This is a genomic window from Pseudomonas sp. PDM27 (assembly GCF_019219205.1).
GTDB lineage: Bacteria > Pseudomonadota > Gammaproteobacteria > Pseudomonadales > Pseudomonadaceae > Aquipseudomonas > Aquipseudomonas laurylsulfatiphila.
This window is the reverse complement of the sequence record NZ_JAHUWF010000011.1, coordinates 111,027-132,979: the sequence shown is the minus strand read 5'-3', so window position 1 is coordinate 132,979 and position 21,953 is coordinate 111,027. Positions and strand designations below refer to the sequence as shown.

General features: G+C 60.4%; 21 protein-coding genes and 5 tRNA genes. 16 read left to right on the top strand and 10 right to left on the bottom strand.

The window, feature by feature from the left end; translation table 11 throughout:
• Positions 1-52: 52 nt before the first annotated feature.
• Positions 53-1,624, top strand: a complete 1,572-nt coding sequence (locus tag KW838_RS21910; RefSeq protein ID WP_256358933.1) for a GGDEF domain-containing protein — start codon at positions 53-55, stop codon at positions 1,622-1,624.
• 22 nt (positions 1,625-1,646) lie between these two features.
• Here the strand turns inward: KW838_RS21910 and KW838_RS21905 are convergent, their stop codons facing one another.
• Positions 1,647-1,973 (bottom strand): hypothetical protein, encoded by a 327-nt coding sequence (locus tag KW838_RS21905; RefSeq protein WP_173900834.1) that lies wholly within the window; start codon positions 1,971-1,973, stop codon positions 1,647-1,649.
• Positions 1,974-2,464: 491 nt separating this feature from the next.
• On the opposite strand from KW838_RS21905, the gene KW838_RS21900 reads away from it, so the two are divergent.
• Together KW838_RS21900 and KW838_RS21895 are read left to right on the top strand one after the other, a co-directional pair.
• Positions 2,465-3,259 (top strand): exodeoxyribonuclease III, encoded by a 795-nt coding sequence (locus KW838_RS21900; RefSeq protein WP_102701174.1) that lies wholly within the window; start codon positions 2,465-2,467, stop codon positions 3,257-3,259.
• 113 nt (positions 3,260-3,372) lie between these two features.
• Positions 3,373-4,203 (top strand): arylamine N-acetyltransferase, encoded by an 831-nt coding sequence (locus KW838_RS21895; protein ID WP_218503565.1) that lies wholly within the window; start codon positions 3,373-3,375, stop codon positions 4,201-4,203.
• A gap of 55 nt (positions 4,204-4,258) precedes the next feature.
• On the opposite strand, the gene KW838_RS21890 is transcribed toward KW838_RS21895, so the two are convergent.
• On the bottom strand, positions 4,259-4,564 hold the full coding sequence (locus KW838_RS21890; RefSeq protein WP_007978654.1) for a BrnA antitoxin family protein: 306 nt from the start codon (positions 4,562-4,564) through the stop codon (positions 4,259-4,261).
• Positions 4,565-4,567: 3 nt separating this feature from the next.
• Positions 4,568-4,846 (bottom strand): BrnT family toxin, encoded by a 279-nt coding sequence (locus KW838_RS21885; RefSeq protein ID WP_218503564.1) that lies wholly within the window; start codon positions 4,844-4,846, stop codon positions 4,568-4,570.
• Positions 4,847-5,101: 255 nt separating this feature from the next.
• Between KW838_RS21885 and KW838_RS21880 the strand changes: the two genes are divergently transcribed.
• Positions 5,102-6,619 carry a nucleobase:cation symporter-2 family protein gene (locus KW838_RS21880; RefSeq protein WP_218503563.1) on the top strand — a complete coding sequence of 506 codons (1,518 nt, stop codon included), beginning with the start codon at positions 5,102-5,104 and terminating at the stop codon, positions 6,617-6,619.
• Positions 6,620-6,796: 177 nt separating this feature from the next.
• Here KW838_RS21880 and KW838_RS21875 read toward each other — a convergent pair.
• Positions 6,797-6,872 (bottom strand) — tRNA-Asn (locus KW838_RS21875).
• Between the two features lie 227 nt (positions 6,873-7,099).
• Here KW838_RS21875 and KW838_RS21870 point away from each other — a divergent pair.
• Positions 7,100-7,330, top strand: coding sequence for a hypothetical protein (locus KW838_RS21870; protein ID WP_218503562.1), 231 nt, complete (start codon positions 7,100-7,102; stop codon positions 7,328-7,330).
• Here KW838_RS21870 and KW838_RS21865 read toward each other — a convergent pair.
• Complete coding sequence (locus KW838_RS21865; protein WP_007986927.1) at positions 7,327-7,536, bottom strand: hypothetical protein; 210 nt, start codon at positions 7,534-7,536, stop codon at positions 7,327-7,329. The genes KW838_RS21870 and KW838_RS21865 overlap by 4 nt on opposite strands.
• 213 nt (positions 7,537-7,749) lie before the next feature.
• Positions 7,750-8,946, bottom strand: a complete 1,197-nt coding sequence (locus tag KW838_RS21860) for an amino acid aminotransferase (protein ID WP_007978664.1) — start codon at positions 8,944-8,946, stop codon at positions 7,750-7,752.
• A 335-nt stretch (positions 8,947-9,281) separates the two neighbouring features.
• Here KW838_RS21860 and uvrB point away from each other — a divergent pair, with 335 nt between their 5' ends.
• Positions 9,282-11,297: an excinuclease ABC subunit UvrB gene (gene uvrB / locus KW838_RS21855; RefSeq protein WP_218503561.1), complete on the top strand. Its 2,016-nt coding sequence runs from the start codon at positions 9,282-9,284 to the stop codon at positions 11,295-11,297.
• Between the two features lie 119 nt (positions 11,298-11,416).
• On the opposite strand, the gene KW838_RS21850 is transcribed toward uvrB, so the two are convergent.
• Positions 11,417-12,907 (bottom strand): MDR family MFS transporter, encoded by a 1,491-nt coding sequence (locus KW838_RS21850; protein WP_173862144.1) that lies wholly within the window; start codon positions 12,905-12,907, stop codon positions 11,417-11,419.
• A gap of 49 nt (positions 12,908-12,956) precedes the next feature.
• Positions 12,957-14,045 carry an HlyD family secretion protein gene (locus KW838_RS21845; RefSeq protein ID WP_218503560.1) on the bottom strand — a complete coding sequence of 363 codons (1,089 nt, stop codon included), beginning with the start codon at positions 14,043-14,045 and terminating at the stop codon, positions 12,957-12,959.
• A 231-nt stretch (positions 14,046-14,276) separates the two neighbouring features.
• Between KW838_RS21845 and gltX the strand changes: the two genes are divergently transcribed.
• From gltX to KW838_RS21795, 10 genes are all read left to right on the top strand, one after another.
• Positions 14,277-15,758 carry a glutamate--tRNA ligase gene (gene gltX / locus KW838_RS21840; RefSeq protein WP_218503559.1) on the top strand — a complete coding sequence of 494 codons (1,482 nt, stop codon included), beginning with the start codon at positions 14,277-14,279 and terminating at the stop codon, positions 15,756-15,758.
• A gap of 258 nt (positions 15,759-16,016) precedes the next feature.
• Positions 16,017-16,092, top strand: a tRNA-Ala gene (locus KW838_RS21835).
• A 79-nt stretch (positions 16,093-16,171) separates the two neighbouring features.
• Positions 16,172-16,247: transfer RNA gene (locus KW838_RS21830), tRNA-Glu, on the top strand.
• Between the two features lie 53 nt (positions 16,248-16,300).
• Positions 16,301-16,376 (top strand) — tRNA-Ala (locus KW838_RS21825).
• 80 nt (positions 16,377-16,456) lie between these two features.
• Positions 16,457-16,532: transfer RNA gene (locus KW838_RS21820), tRNA-Glu, on the top strand.
• A 184-nt stretch (positions 16,533-16,716) separates the two neighbouring features.
• Entirely contained in the window at positions 16,717-17,256 is a 540-nt protein-coding gene (locus KW838_RS21815; protein ID WP_218503558.1) for a TetR/AcrR family transcriptional regulator, read from the top strand.
• A 30-nt stretch (positions 17,257-17,286) separates the two neighbouring features.
• On the top strand, positions 17,287-18,120 hold the full coding sequence (locus KW838_RS21810) for an alpha/beta fold hydrolase (RefSeq protein WP_218503557.1): 834 nt from the start codon (positions 17,287-17,289) through the stop codon (positions 18,118-18,120).
• Positions 18,121-18,168: 48 nt separating this feature from the next.
• Positions 18,169-18,606: a thioesterase family protein gene (locus KW838_RS21805; protein ID WP_218503556.1), complete on the top strand. Its 438-nt coding sequence runs from the start codon at positions 18,169-18,171 to the stop codon at positions 18,604-18,606.
• A gap of 160 nt (positions 18,607-18,766) precedes the next feature.
• Positions 18,767-19,726 (top strand): tRNA-dihydrouridine synthase, encoded by a 960-nt coding sequence (locus tag KW838_RS21800; protein WP_102701162.1) that lies wholly within the window; start codon positions 18,767-18,769, stop codon positions 19,724-19,726.
• A 132-nt stretch (positions 19,727-19,858) separates the two neighbouring features.
• Entirely contained in the window at positions 19,859-20,305 is a 447-nt protein-coding gene (locus KW838_RS21795; protein ID WP_085722999.1) for an Hsp20 family protein, read from the top strand.
• An 88-nt stretch (positions 20,306-20,393) separates the two neighbouring features.
• Here the strand turns inward: KW838_RS21795 and KW838_RS21790 are convergent, their stop codons facing one another.
• Positions 20,394-21,326 (bottom strand): phosphatidate cytidylyltransferase, encoded by a 933-nt coding sequence (locus KW838_RS21790; protein ID WP_218503555.1) that lies wholly within the window; start codon positions 21,324-21,326, stop codon positions 20,394-20,396.
• Position 21,327: 1 nt separating this feature from the next.
• A complete protein-coding gene (locus KW838_RS21785; RefSeq protein ID WP_218503554.1) occupies positions 21,328-21,948 on the bottom strand; it encodes a 1-acyl-sn-glycerol-3-phosphate acyltransferase in 621 nt (206 codons plus the stop codon).
• Positions 21,949-21,953: the final 5 nt, after the last annotated feature.

Below are 21,953 nucleotides of genomic sequence, written 5' to 3'. Positions count from 1 at the left end.
AACTGAGGGCTTTGGGCCGTTGCCCATGCCTTGCCCCCGACAGGATGAACTTTTGCCCACGCGCTTTGACAACCCGGACCACGCCCCTGGCGTTGCATTGAAACGCATACCGCTGCGCAAGGCCGCGGTGTTGTTCATTGCCACGGTGTGTCTGTGCCTGTGCGGTTTGCTCTACCTGCAACTGGAGCAGTCCCGTCGCCATGACCTGAGCCTGGCGCAAGTGGCGTCTTCGAACCTGACGCGGGCCATGGCGCAGCAAGCCGAAGACACCTTCATGAAGGCTGACCTGGTGCTGACCAGCCTGGTGGACTGGATTCAGGTCGACGGTTTCGGCCAGGACATGCGACCCCGCTTGCAGCAGACCTTTGCCCGGCGGGTGCTGGCACTGGATCAATTGCACGGCATCCTGTTGTTCGACCAGAAGGGCCAGTGGGTGGTGACCTCGTTTGAAAACCTGCCCCGGGGTACCGGGGTCGCGGATCGCGAGTACTTCAAGTATCACCAGCAGAACGTATCGTCGGTGGCGCATATCGGCCCGGCCATCCGCAGCCGGGAAAACGGCGAGTGGATCATCCCTGTTTCCAAACGAGTCAACGACAGGAACGGGTATTTCCAGGGCGTATTGCTGGCCGGCATCAAGATGTCGTACTTCGACCAGTTCTTCAAAAGCTTCAGTCTCGACGACAACGGCTCGATGTTTCTCGGCTTGACCGATGGCACGCTATTGGCGCGTCGACCTTTTGTGGAGGCGCAGATCGGCGCATCCCTGGCCCAGAGCGAGATTTTCCAGAAGTCCCTGCCACAGGCCACTTCCGGCAATGCGATGTTCACGTCCGTCATCGACGGTGTGACGCGCCTGTACGGTTACCGACAACTGGAGGCGTATCCACTGGTGGTCACCGCGGCGTCGTCCACGGAATCCATTCTCGCGGGCTGGTACGACACGGCATTCCGCTCCAGCCTCATCGTTGCCCTGGTGTTGCTGGGCGTGGGGTTGTTCGGTTGGGTGTTCATTCATCAGGTGCGCGTGGGTGAGCGGGTCGAGTCGGATTTGCGCAGGGCCCAGCAAGCACTGGAGCTGATCGCCACGCATGACAGCCTGACCGGCCTGGCCAACCGCCGGTTGTTCGAGCGGGCGATGGACATCGAGTTCGGGCGCGGTGCCCGGCAGGCAAGCCCCTTGAGCCTGATCATGCTCGATATCGATTACTTCAAACGCTACAACGACACCTACGGCCACGTAGTGGGGGATCACTGCCTGGCCGAAGTGGCACGCGCGCTGAAGAGTTGCTGCCACCGCAAGGCCGATCTGGCGGTGCGCTACGGCGGTGAAGAGTTTGCTGTTCTGCTGCCCGACACCGACATCCACGGCGCCATGACGATTGCCGAGCAGATCCGTCGCAGAGTCATCGACAAGAACATCACTCACACCGGCTCACCCAATGGCTACGTGACGGTCAGCCTGGGTTGCTATTCGTTCGTGCCCTCGGGGCGGGACAGCATGGACGTGTTTGTCCAGCGGGCGGATGCGGCGTTGTATCAAGCCAAGCATTCGGGACGGAACCGCGTGGCTACGTTGTCGATGGCCGGTGGTGGCGAGGCATTGATGCGCTCCGATCGTTGAAGTGCTTTTGCTGCCGGTAGTGTCATTGGCCGCTTTTGCCTGTCCAGCTACCGGTCCCGCCGCCAGCACCGCCGGTTCCGCCGCCGGGCGCACCGGTGCCACCGCCCGCGCCACTGCCCGGACCATTGACGCCGGTGCTGCCCATTGTCGAGCCGGGGCTCTTTGCGCGCCCGTTATTACTTGAGGAATCGCTGGGCCTGTTGCTGTCTGGCAGCATGGTTGAACTGCGGGTGGCGCCGGGTGCCGTACCGGTCGCCCCAGGACCCTCGCCGGACGCCGCAAAGGTGGCCACGGACGTAGCCGACAACCATGCGGCCATGAGCAGCGAAGTGATTTTTATGTTCATCATGGTCGTCTCCAGGATGAGTCGTTACCTGGTATTAGTGTGACAGGGCACGAGGTGGGGGCCGATCCGGTTGACGAGTGGCGCGGGGCCCTGGTGGGCCACCGATCCATGGCCAGCGAGAACCTTGTGGGAGCGGGCTTGCTCGCGAAAGCGGTGGCACATTTGGCATCAATGTCACAGACAGATTGCCTTCGCGAGCAAGCTCGCTCCCACAGTTGATCTGTGCCGGGCGGGAAATTGCGTACACCCTCGAACCCCGTGGGAGCGGGCTTGCTCGCGAAGACGTCGACCCATTCAGTATTGATGTTGGCTGACACTGCGCATTCGCGAGCAAGCCCGCTCCCACAGTTGATCTGTGTCGGGTGGGAAGTTTGCGGACACCCTCGAATCAACCAGCTTGCGCTCAATGTGCTGCCGCCCCGGGACCACGGATGCAACCACCGAAAAGGGCAGGTGTCACACGTCAGGCACCTCGTCCTCAGGAGTGTCCATTCATGAAGAAGCTGCGGATCGCCACGTTCAACGTCAATGGCCTGCGCGCCCGGCTGCCCAACCTGCTGGCCTGGCTTGAGCGGGAAAAACCGGACATCGCCTGCTTGCAGGAATTGAAGGCTGTGGACAGCGCATTCCCGGCTGCCGAGCTTGAGGCGCTCGGCTACGGCGCTATCTGGCAGGGTCAGGCGTCATGGAACGGCGTGGCAATCCTGGCGCGGGATGCGCAGCCGCTGGAGAGCCGACGCGGGTTGCCCGGCGATGACAGCGACAACCACAGTCGTTATCTGGAAGCCGCGGTCCACGGGGTTCTGGTGGGTTGCCTGTATCTGCCCAACGGCAACCCGCAGCCGGGGCCGAAATTCGAGTACAAGCTGGCATGGTTCGAGCGACTGATCCGTCATGCGCAGACACTTCAAGGCAGTGAACATCCGGTGGTGCTGGCGGGCGACTACAACGTGGTGCCCACCGACCTGGACATCTACAACCCGCGCTCATGGCTCAAGGACGCCTTGCTGCAACCGCAGAGCCGCGAGTGCTACCAGCGGTTGCTGGACCAGGGCTGGACCGATTCATTGCGGCATTTGCATCCGCAGGATCGGCTCTACACATTCTGGGATTACTTCCGCCAGCACTGGCAGAAAAACTCCGGTCTGCGCATTGATCATCTGCTGCTCAACCCGGTCCTGAGCCCGTATCTGCAAGACGCCGGGGTGGATGCCTGGGTGCGCAATGAGCCCCACGCCAGCGACCATGCGCCGACCTGGATTCAATTAGGGGCGCGCAAGCGGCGTTGAGTTTTTCATGACGGGTGATTGGCTAAATCAATTGTCGGTGGCCGTGCCTGATCCCGTATACATAGCGACCATTGGCGGAGCAATCCGCCGCTTGCGTGCAAAAGGATTGAACGATGAGCGAGCCACGCCTGACTGACCGTGCTTTGTATCTGCAACGCCTGGGCTTCGATGCACCCCCGGCACCGACCCTGGAAACCTTGCGCCAACTGCAGCTGCGTCATACCGGGGTTTTCCCGTTTGAGAACCTCACCACGTTATCCGGCGAACCGGTGCTGATCGACCTGCCGTCCATCGAGCAGAAGGTCTTGCACGCGGGTCGTGGCGGTTACTGCTACGAACTCAACAAGTTGTTTCTGGCCTTGCTTCAGGAATTGGGTTTCGACGCCCGCGCCATCAGCGGTCGGGTGGTGATGGGGCAGCTGGAGGGTGCCTGGACGGCCCGGACCCATCGCCTGAGCCTGGTCATCATTGATGACGTACGCTACATCACCGACGTCGGCTTTGGCGGCATGGTGCCGACCGCGCCACTGCTGCTCGATTCCCGCGCCGAACAGCTCACCCCGCACGAGCCGTATCGCATCGACCTGCACGTCGACGGTTTTACCCTGCGCGCCAATGTGGCCGGTGAATGGCGAGCGATGTACATCTTCGACCTGCAACGCCAGGAAGATATCGATTTTGCTGTGGGCAACTGGTACGTCTCGACCCACCCCGAGTCGACCTTCGCCAGGCAGTTGATGGTGGCGCGCACCGGGGAGGGCTGGCGCCGTACGCTCAACAACGGTAGCTTCGCCATTCACCGGATCGGCCATGACAGCGAGCGGCGGGAGGTGACGGATGTGCAGCAACTGGTTGGGTTGCTGGACAGCGAGTTCGGCATCCGCGTACCGGAGCAGGCGCATTTGGCGAGGACGCTGGAGCGATTGATCGCAGCGCCGCAATAATGGGCTGATCGCAGACATCACAAAGGGCGGGTCAGATAGATCGGTCCTTTGTGTTTCAGGGCCGAACACCCGGCGCCATCACCCGTTGAATTTCGCGCAAGGCCTCTGCCAGTTTCTGCTCCAGGCCCTTGAGTTCGGCAGGCGTGAGGGTTTGTTTCAGTTTTGCCGTCTTGCCTTCGTTGAGCAGGGCCCGGCGCAACGTATTGTTGATCGCCGTCTGGTAGCCATACCCCTCGTGTTCTGCAAGGGCCCGGGCCGCTTCGATAACAGCGTCATCGAGCATGATGGTAATGCGGGTCTTGCCTTTGGCGGGCGCCACGGCCCCGCGCCTGGCGTCACTGAAGTCGTATTCGTCTTTCATCGGTCATGTCTCCAGATACTGACGGCGCTCGTTTTTGGTGGCGATGCGCGCGGAAATGATTCGAACGAAATTCGGATCGCGGTAGGTGTACGCGACGACCAGCAAACGGCCTTTGGCATCCAGCCCCAGGGTGATCCAGCGTTGTTCGTCGTGGTGGTCCTCGATGGTCAGCGCTCGTTCGTCATGGAACACCGGTTCAGTCTCTGCGAGGCTGATGCCTTGGTGCTTGAGTTTGTTGGCTGCGTTCTTTGCCTTGTGGAACTGAATGTCGAATGACTTCATTATGCATACTTTATATGTATATGAAAGAGGCGAGTCTTACCGATGGTCGCCAGGAATTCAAAAGACTAGTCAGCACTCGGGGGGAGGCAGCGAGGGATGTATTTCAAGGTTTTTTGCGGAGCCGGGAGGGGGCCTATCAGGCGGAAATGGACAAGTATCCATTTTGTGACTGATAAGTTGTATACAACTCTATAGACATTTGTCCTATGTCTTGCATACAGTGTGCGCATAACAAAAACCAGGGAACCCCCTACCATGAAAACGCCCCATGTTTCACACCAACGGCCCGAGGACGAAAACCTAGGGATCGGCGCGAATATGGCTTATGGCCTGCAACATGTTCTGACCATGTATGGCGGTATCGTCGCTGTGCCATTGATCATCGGCCAGGCGGCCGGGCTCTCGCCAGCGGACATCGGTTTGTTGATTGCTGCTTCATTGTTTGCGGGGGGACTGGCAACGCTGCTGCAAACCCTGGGTCTACCGTTTTTTGGTTGTCAGTTGCCGCTGGTGCAGGGCGTATCCTTCTCCGGTGTCGCGACCATGGTGGCGATTGTCAGCAGTGGCGGGGAGGGCGGGTTCCAGTCGGTGTTGGGGGCGGTTATAGCGGCGTCCCTGATCGGATTGCTGATAACCCCGGTGTTCTCGCGTATCACCAAGTTCTTCCCGCCGCTGGTGACCGGTATCGTGATTACCACCATCGGCCTGACGCTGATGCCGGTAGCCGCGCGCTGGGCCATGGGCGGCAACAGCCACGCACCGGATTTCGGCAGCATGGCGAATATCGGTCTGGCGGCGGTGACGCTGGTGCTGGTGCTGCTGCTGAGCAAAATCGGCAGTGCGACCATCTCCCGCCTGTCGATCCTGCTGGCCATGGTCGTCGGTACGGTGATCGCGGTGTTCCTCGGCATGGCGGATTTCTCGTCCGTGACCCAGGGCCCGATGTTCGGCTTCCCGACGCCGTTCCACTTCGGCATGCCGACCTTCCACTTCGCTGCGATCCTGTCGATGTGCATCGTGGTGATGGTGACGCTGGTGGAGACCTCGGCCGACATTCTGGCCGTCGGTGAGATCATCGGCACCAAGGTCGACTCCAAGCGCCTGGGCAACGGCCTGCGCGCCGACATGCTGTCGAGCATGTTCGCGCCGATCTTCGGTTCCTTCACCCAGAGCGCCTTTGCCCAGAACGTCGGGCTGGTGGCGGTTACCGGCATCAAGAGCCGCTATGTGGTCGCCACTGGCGGTCTGTTCCTGGTGCTCCTCGGCCTGCTGCCCTTCATGGGCCGGGTCATCGCCGCCGTGCCGACCTCCGTACTGGGCGGCGCCGGCATCGTACTGTTCGGCACCGTCGCGGCCAGCGGCATTCGGACCCTGTCCAAGGTCGACTACCGCAATAACGTCAACCTGATCATCGTTGCCACCTCGATCGGCTTCGGCATGATCCCGATCGCGGCACCGAGCTTCTACGATCACTTCCCAAGCTGGTTCGCGACCATTTTCCATTCGGGCATCAGTTCGTCGGCGATCATGGCCATCGTGTTGAACCTGACCTTCAACCACCTCACTGCCGGTAACTCCGACCAGCAATCGGTGTTTGCGGCCGGTACCGAGCGGGTGCTGCGTTATCAGGATCTGGCGGCGTTGCGCGAAGGGGACTACTTCAGCGACGGCAAGCTGCACGATTGCGACGGCAAGGAGATTCCGGTGGTTGAGGTGGACCACGGGCATGGCGAGCCACACGCGGTGCATGCGAAAAGCAGTGAGCATGTCTGACGTTCGCAGCGACTGAAAAAGGGGCCGATCTGTTGAATGGACAGATCGGCTTTTTTTATGGATCAAAAGATCGCAGCCTGTGTAGGAGCTGCCGCAGGCTGCGATCTTTTGATATTTGTATCGGCCACAAAAAAGCCCCTGGATCTTTCGATTCAGGGGCTTTTCGGTGTTGCTGTCTGGCTCCACGACCTGGACTCGAACCAGGGACCCAGTGATTAACAGTCACTTGCTCTACCAACTGAGCTATCGCGGAATGGCGCGTATCTTACTGATTCAAAAAGAGAAGTCAAGCATCGAATAACGATTGGAGCGAATTATCGGGACGGGCGGTGGTTTAGCGGCGATTGGCGGTTACCAGGATCGCCCCAGAGGTCTACCATGGCCGCCCGGAAGTGGTGACACGCGCTGCCGGCCATTCGCCGAAAAGGTACGCACCATGAATCATTTGCCCCTCCCGCCTCGACACCATGGGGTGCACCCATGAGCATCTCTCAGATCGGCCTGCCCAAGGGGGTCGGTCCCCATGCCGAAAAGTTGTTCGACGCCATCACTCAGGCCGGCACCGCTGAAGCATTGAACCGCGCGGGTGGCAAGGCCGAAGGTTTCGTCCTGGGGCTGGAAAGCACCAAGGCGATCAAGAGCCAGGTCGCCGAATCGCTGTATGTCGCCTACGACGACGCTGCCAGTCAGCGTGCGACCGAACTGGCTTAACCGCCGAAGGTAATGGTGGCAACCATCAGTTTGGCGTAGAGCGCTGTGGCACCCAATTGCACCAGCCACAGGGCCAGGCCGCCGAGGAATACACCCGCAGCGACTTGCATTACCAGGTTGTTGCCGCGTTTGGCCGGGGCGCGGGGGATGAAGTGATCCAGGTCATCCAGGTCATCGCGGTCGGCGCGCAGGTCATCGTTTTTCATGTGGGATCTCGTAGGTCATTCAGGTGTACGCAAACCTGTGGGAGCGGGCTTGCTCGCGAATGCGATCTGACTGAGACATCGGTGTTGGAGCTGCTGGCCCTTTCGCGAGCAAGCCCGCTCCCACACGTTGATCTGATTCAGTCTAGGGGAATATCGATGGTCCATAAAAAACGGGAAGCCCGAAGGCTTCCCGTTTTTCATTTCAAGGCTGAATCAGATGACCTGGACAATCGCGTCCGTCACCACCTCGATGTTGCTCTGGTTCAGCGCGGCCACGCAGATGCGGCCGGTGTCCAGGGCGTAGATGCCGAACTCGTTGCGCAGGCGATGAACTTGCTCAACGCTCAAGCCGGAGTAGGAGAACATGCCGCACTGGCGACCGACGAAGCTGAAATCGCGCTGAGGCGCTTTTTTTGCCAGCAGGTCGACCATCTGGGTGCGCATGCCACGAATGCGCAGGCGCATTTCGGCCAGTTCGGCTTCCCACTGGGCGCGCAGTTCCGGGCTGTTCAGCACGGCAGCGACAACGCTGGCACCGTGGGTCGGCGGGTTGGAGTAGTTGGTACGGATCACGCGTTTGACTTGCGACAGCACGCGCGCGCTTTCTTCTTTCGATTCGCTGACGATCGACAGGGCACCGACGCGCTCGCCATACAGCGAGAACGACTTGGAGAACGAGCTGGATGCGAAGAAAGTCAGGCCCGACTCGGCGAACAGGCGCACGGCAGCGGCGTCTTCGTCGATGCCATCGCCGAAACCTTGATACGCCATGTCGAGGAACGGCACGTGGCCTTTGGCTTTAACGACTTCCAGGACGTTTTTCCAGTCGGCCGGGCTCAGGTCCACGCCGGTCGGGTTGTGGCAGCAGGCGTGCAGCACAATGATCGAGCCGTTCGGCAGCGCGTTCAGGTCTTCCAGCATGCCGGTACGGTTCACGTCGTGGGTCGCGGCGTCGTAGTAGCGGTAGTTCTGCACCGGGAAACCGGCGGTTTCGAACAGGGCGCGGTGGTTTTCCCAGCTCGGGTCGCTGATCGCCACGACAGCGTTCGGCAGCAGTTGCTTGAGGAAATCGGCACCGATTTTCAGAGCGCCAGTACCGCCAACGGCCTGGGTGGTGATGACGCGGCCAGCGGCGAGCAGTGGCGAATCATTGCCGAACAGCAGCTTTTGCACGGCCTGGTCGTAGGCGGCGATACCGTCGATTGGCAGGTAGCCACGGGAAACGTGTTGAGCGGCGCGAATCGTTTCGGCTTCGACAACGGCGCGCAGGAGTGGAATTCGCCCCTCCTCGTTGCAGTAAACACCGACCCCCAGGTTGACCTTGTTGGTACGGGTATCGGCGTTGAATGCTTCGTTGAGGCCCAGGATTGGATCGCGTGGTGCCATTTCGACAGCGGAGAACAGGCTCATTATTGCGGCGGCTCTGAATGGAGAGTGGAGGGACGTGTCGCGCTCCAGCCGAATGCACTAGAGCGGTGCACAAACGGGGAGCTAGTATAGAGGCCATCGGCGATGGCTGGCGACAGGCGATTGACCTTTTAAGGCAAGTTTTTCCGATTATTTATCGACCGTCAGTCGATTGGTCTCGGCAAAGGTTTTGCGTGATGCAGGACGTTTGCCTTGAAAGCGCTGGCAATCGGCTCCACATTGAGCACAATCCAGTTTTTTCCTCGGGCGACATCGGTCGTTTGCGGTCTTTCTCGTTCGTGCCGGTTTGTCCGGCAAGAGTGATCCAGAGGTATTTCATGTCTGAATTCCAGCTAGTCACCCGTTTTGAGCCCGCCGGCGATCAGCCGGAAGCCATCCGCCTGATGGTCGAGGGCATCGAGGCCGGGCTGGCGCACCAGACGCTGCTCGGTGTGACCGGCTCGGGCAAGACCTTCAGCATCGCCAACGTGATTGCCCAGGTGCAGCGCCCGACGCTGGTGCTGGCGCCGAACAAGACCCTGGCGGCGCAGTTGTACGGGGAGTTCAAGGCGTTTTTCCCGAACAACGCGGTGGAGTATTTCGTTTCCTACTACGACTACTACCAGCCCGAAGCCTACGTGCCGTCCTCGGACACCTTCATCGAGAAAGATGCCTCGATCAACGACCACATCGAACAGATGCGGCTGTCGGCGACCAAGGCATTGCTCGAGCGCAAGGACGCGATCATCGTCACCACGGTGTCGTGCATCTACGGCCTGGGTAGCCCGGAAACCTATCTGAAGATGGTGTTGCACGTGGATCGCGGCGACAAGCTCGACCAGCGTGAATTGCTGCGGCGCCTGGCCGACCTGCAATACACCCGCAACGACATGGAATTCGCCCGTGCGACCTTCCGTGTGCGCGGCGACGTGATCGATATCCACCCGGCGGAATCGGATTTCGAAGCGATCCGCATCGAACTGTTCGACGATGAAGTGGAAAGCCTGTCGGCCTTCGATCCGCTGACCGGCGAAGTCATCCGCAAGCTGCCGCGCTTCACTTTCTACCCGAAGAGCCACTACGTCACGCCCCGGGAAACCCTGATGGGCGCGGTCGAAGGCATCAAGGTCGAGTTGCAGGAGCGCCTGGAATATCTGCGCTCCAACAACAAGCTGGTGGAAGCCCAGCGCCTGGAGCAGCGCACCCGTTTCGATCTGGAGATGATCCTCGAGCTGGGTTACTGCAACGGCATCGAAAACTATTCGCGCTATCTGTCCGGTCGCGAAGCCGGCGCGGCGCCACCAACCCTTTACGATTACCTGCCGGCCGATGCCTTGCTGGTGATCGACGAATCCCACGTCAGCGTTCCGCAGGTGGGCGCCATGTACAAGGGCGACCGCTCGCGCAAGGAAACCCTGGTCGAATACGGTTTCCGCCTGCCCTCGGCCCTGGACAACCGGCCGATGCGTTTCGATGAATGGGAAAGCATCAGCCCGCAGACGATTTTCGTCTCGGCGACGCCGGGCAACTATGAAGCCGAGCACGCCGGGCGCGTGATTGACATGGTGGTGCGCCCGACCGGGCTGGTGGATCCGCAAATCGAGATCCGCCCGGCACTGACCCAGGTCGACGACTTGCTGTCGGAAATCACCAAGCGTGTCGCTCTGGAAGAGCGGGTGCTGGTCACGACGCTGACCAAGCGCATGGCCGAAGACTTGACCGACTATCTGGCCGACCACGGGGTGCGCGTGCGCTACCTGCACTCGGACATCGACACCGTGGAGCGGGTCGAAATCATCCGCGACCTGCGCCTGGGCACCTTCGATGTGCTGGTGGGCATCAACCTGTTGCGCGAAGGCCTGGACATGCCGGAAGTGTCGCTGGTGGCGATCCTCGATGCCGACAAGGAAGGCTTCCTGCGCTCCGAGCGCTCGCTGATCCAGACCATCGGGCGGGCGGCGCGTAACCTCAACGGCCGGGCGATTCTGTATGCCGACCGCATCACGGGCTCCATGGAGCGGGCCATCGGCGAAACCGAGCGTCGTCGCGACAAGCAGATTGCCTTTAACCTGGCCAATGGCATCACGCCCAAAGGCGTGTTCAAGGACGTCGCCGACATCATGGAAGGCGCCACGGTGCCCGGCTCGCGCAGCAAGAAGCGCAAAGGCATGGCCAAGGCCGCCGAAGAGAACGCCAGGTACGAAGCCGAATTGCGCTCGCCGGGTGAGATTGCCAAGCGCATCAAGGGGCTGGAAGAGAAGATGTACCAGTTGGCACGTGACCTGGAATTCGAAGCCGCGGCGCAGATGCGCGACGAAATTACCAAGTTGCGCGAGCGGTTGATCACTGTTTGAGATTTGCAGTGCCTGTCAGGCCGCCATCGCGAGCAAGCTCGCTCCCACAAGGTTCAAGGTGATCCCTGTGGGAGCGAGCTTGCTCGCGATGAGGTCGGTCAGGGCACTGCAAGTATCAATTAGTGTGCTTCCCCAGCCTTCAACCCCGCCGGCAATTTCCGGGTCAGCAACACCGCCAGCATGCTGATCCCCAGCGCGATCCCGACAAAATGAAATGCATCGTTGTAGGCCATGATCGACGCCTGTTGATGCGCGATCTCGCTGAGCTTGCCCAGTGCCGCCGTTTCACTGCCCAACCGGTCGGTCAGCGAGGCAATGCGCTCGGCCACCTGTGGATTGCTCGGCACGATGGACTCACGCAGGTAATCGAAATAAACCTTGGTCCGCGCATCCAGCAGCGTGGCGAGCAGGGCGATGCCGATGGCCCCGCCGAGGTTGCGCAGGATGTTGAACAGGCTCGATGCCGACCCTGCATCCTGGGGCAGGATGTAGGACGTCGCGATCAGCGAGATGGTGACCATGATCAGCGGCTGGCCCAGGGCGCGGATGATCTGGATCTGATTGAACTGCGGCCCGGCAAAGTCCGGGTTCAGCACGCCCGAAGAGAAGCTCGCCAACCCGAATAGCCCGAAGCCCAATGTGCACAGCCATTTCGGCGAGATGAACTTCATCAGTTTGGGCACCAGCGGGATCAGAAACAGCTGCGGCACCCCCATCCACATGATCACTTCACCGATCTGCAGGGCGTTGTAGTTCTGGATCTGCGCCAGGTACAGCGGCAGCAGGTAGATCGAGCCGTACAACCCGACCCCCATGCCGACGCTGGAAATGCTGGACAAGCCGAAGTTGCGGTTGCCGAGGATGCCGAGGTTGATCAGCGGATTGGGTTTGGAAAACTGCACGATGACGAAGGTGATCAGGCTGACCAGCGCGATGCTGCCCAGGGTCACGATCAGGCTGGATTCCAGCCAGTCCTTGCGATGGCCTTCCTCCAGGAATACCTGCAAGCAACCGAGCCCGACGCCGAGGGTGAGAATCCCGGCGTAGTCGGTGCTTTTCAGCAATTCCCAGTGCGCTTCTTTCTTCTCCAGGCCGTACATCAGGCCGGCGATCATGATCAGGCCGGGCGGGATGTTGATGTAGAAAATGTATTCCCAGCCCCAGTTCTCCGTCAGCCAGCCGCCGAGGGTCGGGCCGATGGAGGGCGCGAAGGTGGCGGTCATGGCGAACATGGCCATGCCTTTGGCGCGGTGGTGTTCCGGGAGCTTGATCAGGGTCAGGGTGAACGCCAGCGGAATCAGCGCGCCGCCGGTAAACCCCTGCAGGGCGCGGAACACGATCATGCTCTCCAGGCTCCAGGCCATGGAGCAGAGCAGGGAGGCCGCGAGAAACCCGAGGGACACCCATACCGCCAGGCGTCGCGCCGATAGCAACTGTACGAGCCAGGCGGTGAGCGGGATCATGATGATCTCCGCCACCAGGTAGGAGGTGGAAATCCACGAGCCTTCCTCCAGGGTCGCCGACAGCGCGCCCTGGATATCCTTGAGCGAGGAATTGGTGATCTGGATGTCCAGCACCGCCATGAAGGCGCCGAGCATCACGCTCATCACCGCGATCCAGTCCCGCCGGGTCGGCTCGCCGACCGGGCGGATCAGTTGATCACCGGCCATCGTCGGCGGCGTCTTTGCTGCTCACTTTGGGGGTGACGTCTGCAGGGGCATCCTTGATGTTCACCTTGGCGGTCACCGACATGCCCGGACGAATCTTGCCGCGCAATGGATTGTCGGCGGCGAAGGTCAGTTTTACCGGAATCCGTTGCACGACTTTGGTGAAGTTGCCCGTGGCATTGTCCGGCGGCAGCAGGCTGAACTGCGCGCCCGAGGCGGCGAACAGGCTGTCGACACGGGCTTTGATCGGCGTGTCGCTGTAGGCGTCGAAGGTCAGTTCGGCTTCCTGGCCGGGTTGCATGTGGCCGATCTGGGTTTCCTTGAAGTTGGCCTGAATCCAGATGTCTTCGTCCGGCACGATCGACAGCAGGTAGGCACCGGCCTGCACGTATTGGCCTTCGCGGGCGGCACGCTGGCCGATCAGGCCGCTGATGGGGGCGTGGATTTCGCTGCGGGTCAGGTTCAGTTCGGCCTGGGCCAGGTCGGTTTTTGCGTTGGCGATCTGCGCGTCCAGGCGTTTGATCTCGGCGGTCAGCGCGTTGACTTGCTGGCGCTGACTTTGTGCGTCGGCCTGGGCCTTGGCCACTTGCGAGCGGGCAATGTGGGATTCGGCAGAGAGGGTGGTCACCCGTTCTTCCGAGACATAACCGGGTTTGCGCAAGGTCTCGGCGCGGGTCAGGTCGATCTGCGAGCGGCCCAGGCTGGCCTGGCTGGACGCGACTTGCGCTTCGCTGGCGGCAATCAGGCTGGCCTGCTGGGTCAGCTTGCTCTGGGCTTGCAGGCGCTCGGCCTGGCGGGTGGCCAGGGCGGCATTGGCGCGGTCGACAGCGAGACGGAAGTCGTCGCCTTCGAGTTTGATCAGCAACTGGCCTTTCTCGACATGCTGGTTGTCCTGCACCAGCACCTGATCGATGCGTGCGCCCAGTTGGCTCGACACACGGGTGATCTCGCCCTGGACATAAGCGTTGTCGGTGCTTTCATAAAAGCGCCCCTTGAAGAACCACTGGGCAAACAGGCCCCCGGCAATCAACAGGACCATCAGCAGGAATGTAAAGAGGCGACGCTTGAGTTGGGCAGGCATGAGGCAAACTGTAGTCGAGAAATTGTAAGGGAAGTTATCAGCAGGCAAATCTGGCATACAGCCGATAAGTGGTAAATGCCATGGGCGGATATTCGGCCATTCACCGCGTCATAGGGGCGTTACAGACGCAACCTTGGCTTAAATGCCCTGTTCGCTGGAGCCGGGCGGCTGTCGCCTGTTACCATTCGCGCCTAGTTTGAACTTCGCTTTTTTTTCTTTTCGAGACATGCCATGACCACCGTCCGCACTCGCATCGCGCCATCGCCTACCGGGGATCCCCACGTAGGTACCGCCTACATCGCCTTGTTCAACTACTGCTTTGCCAAGCAGCACGGCGGTGAGTTCATCCTGCGGATCGAAGACACCGACCAATTGCGCTCGACCCGTGAGTCCGAGCAGCAGATTTTCGACGCCTTGCGCTGGCTGGGGATCGACTGGAGCGAAGGCCCGGACGTCGGCGGCCCGCACGGTCCGTACCGGCAAAGCGAGCGCGGCGATATTTATCAGAAGTATTGCCAGCAACTGGTCGACATGGGGCATGCCTTCCCGTGCTTCTGCACCGCCGAAGAGCTGGACCAGATGCGCGCCGAGCAGATGGCTCGCGGTGAAACCCCGCGTTACGACGGCCGCGCGTTGCTGCTGTCCAAGGAAGAAGTCGCCCGTCGCCTGGCCGCTGGCGAACCCCATGTGATCCGCATGAAGGTGCCGAGTGAAGGCGTCTGCGTGGTGCCGGACATGTTGCGTGGCGACGTTGAAATCCCGTGGGACCGCATGGACATGCAAGTCCTGATGAAGACCGACGGCCTGCCGACGTACTTCCTGGCCAACGTGGTCGACGATCACCTGATGGGCATCACCCATGTATTGCGCGGCGAAGAGTGGCTGCCATCGGCACCGAAGCTGATCCTGCTATACGAGTACTTCGGCTGGGAACAGCCGGAGCTGTGCTACATGCCGCTGCTGCGTAACCCGGACAAGAGCAAGCTGTCCAAGCGCAAGAACCCGACCTCGGTGACGTTCTACGAGCGCATGGGCTTCATGCCGGAAGCGATGCTCAACTACCTGGGCCGCATGGGCTGGTCGATGCCGGACGAGCGCGAGAAGTTCTCGTTGCAGGAAATGGTCGACCACTTCGATCTGAAGCGTGTGTCCCTCGGCGGGCCGATCTTCGACATCGAGAAGCTGTCCTGGCTCAACGGCCAATGGCTGCGTGACCTGCCGGTGGAAGAGTTCGCCGCGCGCGTGCAGAAGTGGGCGTTCAACGCCGAATACATGATGAAGATCGCGCCGCACGTGCAGGGCCGGGTCGAAACCTTCAGCCAGGTGGCACCGCTGGCCGGGTTCTTCTTTGCCGGTGGCGTGAATCCGGATGCCAAGCTGTTCGAATCCAAGAAGCTGTCGGGTGATCAGGTCCGTCAGTTGATGCAGTTGATCCTGTGGAAGCTCGAAAGCCTGCGTCAGTGGGAGAAGGACAGCATCACCGCGACGATCCAGGCCGTAGTCGAATCCCTGGAGTTGAAGCTGCGTGATGCCATGCCGCTGATGTTTGCCGCGATCACCGGCCAGGCGAGCTCGGTGTCGGTGCTTGATGCGATGGAAATCCTTGGTCCGGACCTGACCCGGTTCCGTCTGCGCCAGGCCATCGACCTGCTGGGCGGTGTGTCGAAGAAAGAAAACAAAGAGTGGGAAAAGCTGTTGGCCGCTATCGCCTAAACGCTCTTGATACCCTGTAGGAGCTGCCGCAGGCTGCGATCTTTTGATCTTGCTTCCAAAAGCCAACGTCAAAAGATCGCAGCCTTCGGCAGCTCCTACAGGTCTGCGTTGGGTGTAAACCTCCCGAATTTCCGGGGGGAGGGCGGTAAGTGGTTGTTATGCCGACAAAAAATTTTGAAAAATTTCAAAAATAAGTTTGACAGGCTTTCGATACGCCCTTAAGATTCGCCCCGTCCTCAGCGATGACATCAACGATGAGGGGCTATAGCTCAGCTGGGAGAGCGCTTGCATGGCATGCAAGAGGTCGACGGTTCGATCCCGTCTAGCTCCACCAATTTACACTTCAAGGCCTGGCCACACCGGCCTTGAAGCGATCAACACTCAGCGTTGATCAGTTGTATGGAAGGGTTTGCGTCCCCTTCGTCTAGTGGCCTAGGACACCGCCCTTTCACGGCGGTAACAGGGGTTCGAGTCCCCTAGGGGACGCCAGTTTTACAGAAGCGATGTTGCAAGATGTCGCTCCGCCGCGAGGCGAAAAATCCGGGGCTATAGCTCAGCTGGGAGAGCGCCTGCATGGCATGCAGGAGGTCAGCGGTTCGATCCCGCTTAGCTCCACCAATTTTACAGTTCAAGGTCTGGCCACACCGGCCTTGAATCGATCAGCTCTCAGCACTGATCAGTTGTATAGAAGGGTTTGTGTCCCCTTCGTCTAGTGGCCTAGGACACCGCCCTTTCACGGCGGTAACAGGGGTTCGAGTCCCCTAGGGGACGCCACGATTACCCGCTCTGCGGGATTTATAAGGGTCATTCAATTATTGAATGGCCCTTTTGTTTGTCTGGCGTTTGGCCAAATTCCTCCATTTCCAAAAAAACTGTTCTTCAGACCAGCGGTCACACCCAAGACTTGCTAAAATTTATTATGAGAATAATATTTCAATCGTAATATTCGGAGGCGACGATGAACGATAAAAAAGCTCAAACCCGCGAGCGCATCCTCAAGGCTGCCAGCGCAGCGCTGATTCAGCGCGGTCCGGCCGAGCCAAGCGTGGGCGAAGTGATGGGTGCGGCGGGCCTGACGGTCGGCGGCTTCTACGCACACTTCGAAAGCAAGGACGCGATGATGCTCGAGGCGTTCAAGCAATTGCTCGGTCACCGCCGCGACCTGATTGCCGACATGGACGCGGAGTTGACCGGTGAAGAGCGTCGCGCGCTGGTGGCCGCGTTCTATCTGTCGCGCAAGCACCGTGACTCCTCCGAGTCGGCCTGTCCGATCCCGGCATCGGTCGGCGAACTGGGGCGGCTGCCGGAAGCGTTTCGTGTCGCCCTGAATGAGCATATGGAATTGATGGTCGCTCAGTTGGCGGCCAGTCCAGAAGAAACCGAAAAAGCCCTGGCCGATATGGCCTTGATGGTGGGTGGGCTGGCTCTGGCGCGGGCGCTGGGGCCGGGAGAGTTGTCCGATCGATTACTGCGCGCCGCCAAATCGGCAGTGCGTTGACCCTGAAGGCTGCGGCCTGAGGAGAATGCGATGAGCGCGTTAAAGTGGGTTCGTGGCGTTAATGGCACCTTGGGCTGGTTTGCCCCGAAACTGGTCGCTAGCAAAATGCGACTGGCCTTCATGACTCCGCGGGACCTGCCGCCCCGTGACTGGGAACTTCCGCTGCTGGCGCGATCCGAGCGCATAACCCTGCGGTTTGGCCTGTCGGCGCTGCGTTGGGGGCAGGGGCCAGCCGTACTGCTGATGCACGGCTGGGAAGGTCGGCCGACGCAGTTTGCCAGCCTCATCACCGCGCTGGTCGATGCCGGTTACTCGGTCGTCGCCCTGGATGGTCCGGCCCACGGCCGCTCACCGGGCAGGGAGGCGAATGTGGTGCTGTTTGCTCGCGCCATGCTTGAAGCCGCTTCCGAACTGCCGCCGCTGCAAGCGGTCATCGGCCACTCCATGGGTGGCGCCAGTGCCATGCTCGCGGTCCAGTTGGGTTTGCGCACCGAAACCCTGGTGAGCATTGCCGCCCCGGCGCGGATTCTCGGCGTGCTGCGTGGTTTCGCCCGTTATGTGGGGCTGCCACCGAAGGCTCGCTCGGCGTTCATTCGCCAAGTCGAGAATGATGTCGGCATGCGCGCTGCGATGCTGGATGTCGCGCACTATCAACTCGATATGCCAGGCCTGATCGTTCACGCCGAAGATGATGACTTCGTCCCGGTCAGCGAGTCGGAATTGATCCACGAAGCGTGGTTCGACAGTCGCTTGCTGCGCTTGAAGGAGGGTGGTCATCAGCGCGTATTGGCCGACCCCCGAGTGATTGATGGCGTGTTATCACTGCTGGCCGGTCGCAGTCTGCAATCACGCCAATCCGCTTGAGCTTCCGTTACACTGCCCCGGTCGAAATCATCTGACCGGGAGTGGGGCATGGGCTGGGATCGGGAAACGCCATTTATCATTGATCTGCAAGTGGACGCCGAGGACATCGACGGGCTGGGACACGCGAACAACGCAGTCTACGTAACCTGGCTCGAACGCTGCGCCTGGCGCCACTCCCAACGCCTTGGCCTGGATCTGGTCGAATACCGGCGGCTGGACCGGGCGATGGCGGTGGTGCGACACGAGATCGATTACCTGGCAGCGGCCTATGAAGGCGACGAGTTGCAATTGGCGACCTGGATCGTCGATTGGGACCAGCGCCTGAAAATGACCCGGCACTTCCAGCTGATCCGCCCCAGCGACAATACAACGTTGCTGCGCGCGCAAACCACGTTCGTCTGCATCGAGCTGTCCACCGGCAAACCCAAGCGCATGCCGACGGAGTTCATCGAAGGCTATGGCCCGGCGCTACTCACCCCAGCCTGACACAATCTCTGTGTAGGAGCTGCCGCAGGCTGCGATCTTTTGATCTTGATTTTTTAAGATCAAAAGATCGCAGCCTGCGGCAGCTCCTACACAGGGGGTTTACCTTTTCATTGCTGAAACCCAGTAAACTGCCGCACGATTTTCCTCGAGTGTGTTTTTCATGCAAATTGCTTTGGCGCCCATGGAGGGGTTGGTCGACGACATCCTGCGCGATGTGCTGACCCGCGTGGGTGGTATTGACTGGTGCGTGACCGAGTTCATTCGGGTCAACGACCAGTTGCTGACGCCTGCCTATTTCCACAAGTTCGGCCCGGAGCTGCTCAACGGTGCCCGGACGGCCTCCGGTGTGCCGCTGCGTGTGCAACTGCTCGGTTCCGACCCGGTGTGCCTGGCGGAAAATGCCGCGCTGGCTTGCGAGCTGGGTTCCGAAGTGATTGACCTGAACTTTGGCTGCCCGGCCAAGACCGTCAACAAATCCCGTGGTGGCGCGGTCCTGCTCAAGGAACCCGAGCTGCTCAACCAGATCGTCGAGCACGTCCGTCGTGCCGTCCCCGCGCACATTCCGGTCACCGCCAAGATGCGTCTGGGCTTCGACAGCCCGGACGGTTCGCTGGTGTGTGCCACGGCCCTGGCCGAAGGCGGAGCGGAACATATCGTGGTGCACGCGCGGACCAAGGTCGATGGCTACAAGCCGCCGGCGCACTGGGAGTGGATTCCGCGGGTGCAGGACGTGGTCAAGGTGCCGGTGTTCGCCAATGGTGATATCTGGAGCGTCGAAGACTGGCGCCGTTGCCGCGAGATCAGTGGCGTGGAAGACATCATGCTCGGTCGCGGCCTGGTTTCGCGCCCCGATCTGGCGAAGCAGATCGCTGCTGCCCGGGCTGGTGAAGAGGTCGTGGAGATGACCTGGAACGAGCTGTTGCCGCTGATCCAGGACTTCTGGCTGCAAGCCAAGGCGCAGATGACGCCGCGCCAATCGCCGGGTCGCCTGAAGCAATGGCTGGCGATGCTGACCCGCAATTATCCCGAGGCGGTAGAGCTGTTCACCGTCCTGCGTCGTGAAACCGAACTGGATAACGTCTCGCGCTTGTTGGGGCTGCCGGTGGCTGAAGCCGCCTGAAGCTCTTTTAAAAAAAAGCAGAAAATAAGCTCTTGAAATGCAATCAGCGGTCCCTATCTAAGGGTTACGCGATGCCGAATTCGGGTCGCGGAGACAAAAAACCTTGCTGATTGTTTTCAGGAGATTTGAACCATGAGTACTGCATTTTCCCTGGCACCACTGTTCCGTTCCTCGGTAGGTTTCGACCGTTTCAACGACCTGTTCGAAACCGCCCTGCGCAATGAGCCAGGCAGCACCTACCCACCCTACAACGTGGAAAAACACGGTGACGATCAATACCGTATCGTCGTAGCCGCCGCCGGTTTCCAGGAAGATGACCTGGAGCTGCAGGTCGAAAAGGGTGTGCTGACCATCAGTGGTGGCAAACGTGACGCCAACGAAGGCGTGACCTTCCTGCACCAGGGCATTGCCCAGCGTGCATTCAAGCTGTCCTTCCGTCTGGCGGACCACATCGAGATCAAGGCTGCCGGCCTGAGCAACGGGCTGTTGAGCATCGACCTGCTGCGGGTGATTCCGGAAGAGGCGAAAGCCAAGCGCATCCCGATCAACGGGGCGCAGAAGCCGGCTTTGCAACACTGAGTCGAGCTTGATGCCGGGTGTCGTGATTGATCAAGCAACCGGCCAGAACAAAAAGACCCCGACTTGTCGGGGTCTTTTTTTTTGCCGTTCAGGTCCAGCCGTAGCGCACCAGATGAAAGAAGATCGGCGCCGCAAAACACACCGAGTCCAATCGGTCGAGCATGCCTCCATGGCCTTCGATCATGTGCCCCCAGTCCTTTACGCCACGGTCGCGCTTGATCGCCGACATCACGATGCCACCGGCGAACCCCAGCAAGTTGATCAGTAAGGCGATGAGCAGTGACTGCCAGGCAGTGAAAGGTGTGATCCACCACAAGGCGCAGCCGATCAGCGAGGCCAGCAAAATACCGCCGACAAAGCCTTCCACTGTTTTCGACGGCGATAGCTTCGGCGCGATCTTGCGTTTGCCGAACAACTTGCCGCACACGTATTGCAGCACGTCCGACATCTGCACCACGATCACCAGATAGGCGATCAACAGCAGGTTTCGACCTTCATAGCCGGCGATGTCCAGGGTCAGCAGGGCGGGCACGTGGGACACGCAGAACACCGCGATCATCAGGCCCCACTGGACCTTCGAGGCTCGCTCGAGAAAGTGCGTGCTGTCGCCGCCCAGGGACGCCAGGATTGGCAGCAGCAAAAACACGTAGACCGGGATGAAGATCGAAAACAGCCCGTACCAATCGTAGTAAATCAGCAGGTACTGCAGTGGCAGCGCCAGGTAGAACGCCGCTACCAGAGCCGGGTAGTCGCTGCGGCGGGTCGGCGTGAGGGTCATGAATTCGCGCAGGGCGTAGAAGGACACGGTGTAGAACAGCAGGATCACCGCTGTGGTGCCGAGCCAGAAGGCAACACCGATCACCAGCACCATCACCCACCAGGCATTTATCCGGGCGTTGAGGTTGTCGATCACCGGGTTGGCGGTGCCTTGGGTGCGTCGTTTGAGTACGAAACCGATGAACGAGGCCAACAATAGAAATGCACCGATGCCGGCAAATAACATCAAGGTTTGTCTGTCCATGTCAGGCATGCTCCCCAGCCAGGTTCAGCAGCGCTTCTCGACTGCGCTCGAGAAACTGCGCCTTGCTTTCCTCTTCGTCCAGGGTCAGCGCGGCGCCAAAGCTGATGGTGCATAAAAGCGGTAGTGGCAGCACGCGCCCCTTGGGCATGACTCGGTTGAGATTGGCGATCCACACCGGGATCAATTGCGCGTCGGGGTACTGTTTCGCCAGGTGATACAGCCCGCTTTTGAACGGCAGCAGGCCGTCTTCGGGGTTGCGTGTGCCTTCGGGGAAGATGATCAGCGAATCGCCGTTTGCCAGGGCATCGAGCATCGGCTGCAACGGATTCTCGGCATTATCCTTGCGCTCCCGGTCAATCAGCACGCCATTGAACACCCGGTTGATGATGTACCGGCGCAGTGGGCTTTTGAGCCAGTAATCGGCGCCAGCGACCGGTCGGGTGATATCGCGCAAGGTCGGCGGCAACGACGCCCACAGCAGCACGAAATCGCCATGGCTGCTGTGGTTGGCGAAATAGATGCGCTGCACTGCTTGCGGTGCGCAACCGAGCCAAAGGCTACGGGCGCCAGTGAGTAGACGCGCGGCAGAGGTGATGAGTGTGGCAACCACGGGTTCCAGCATGAGAA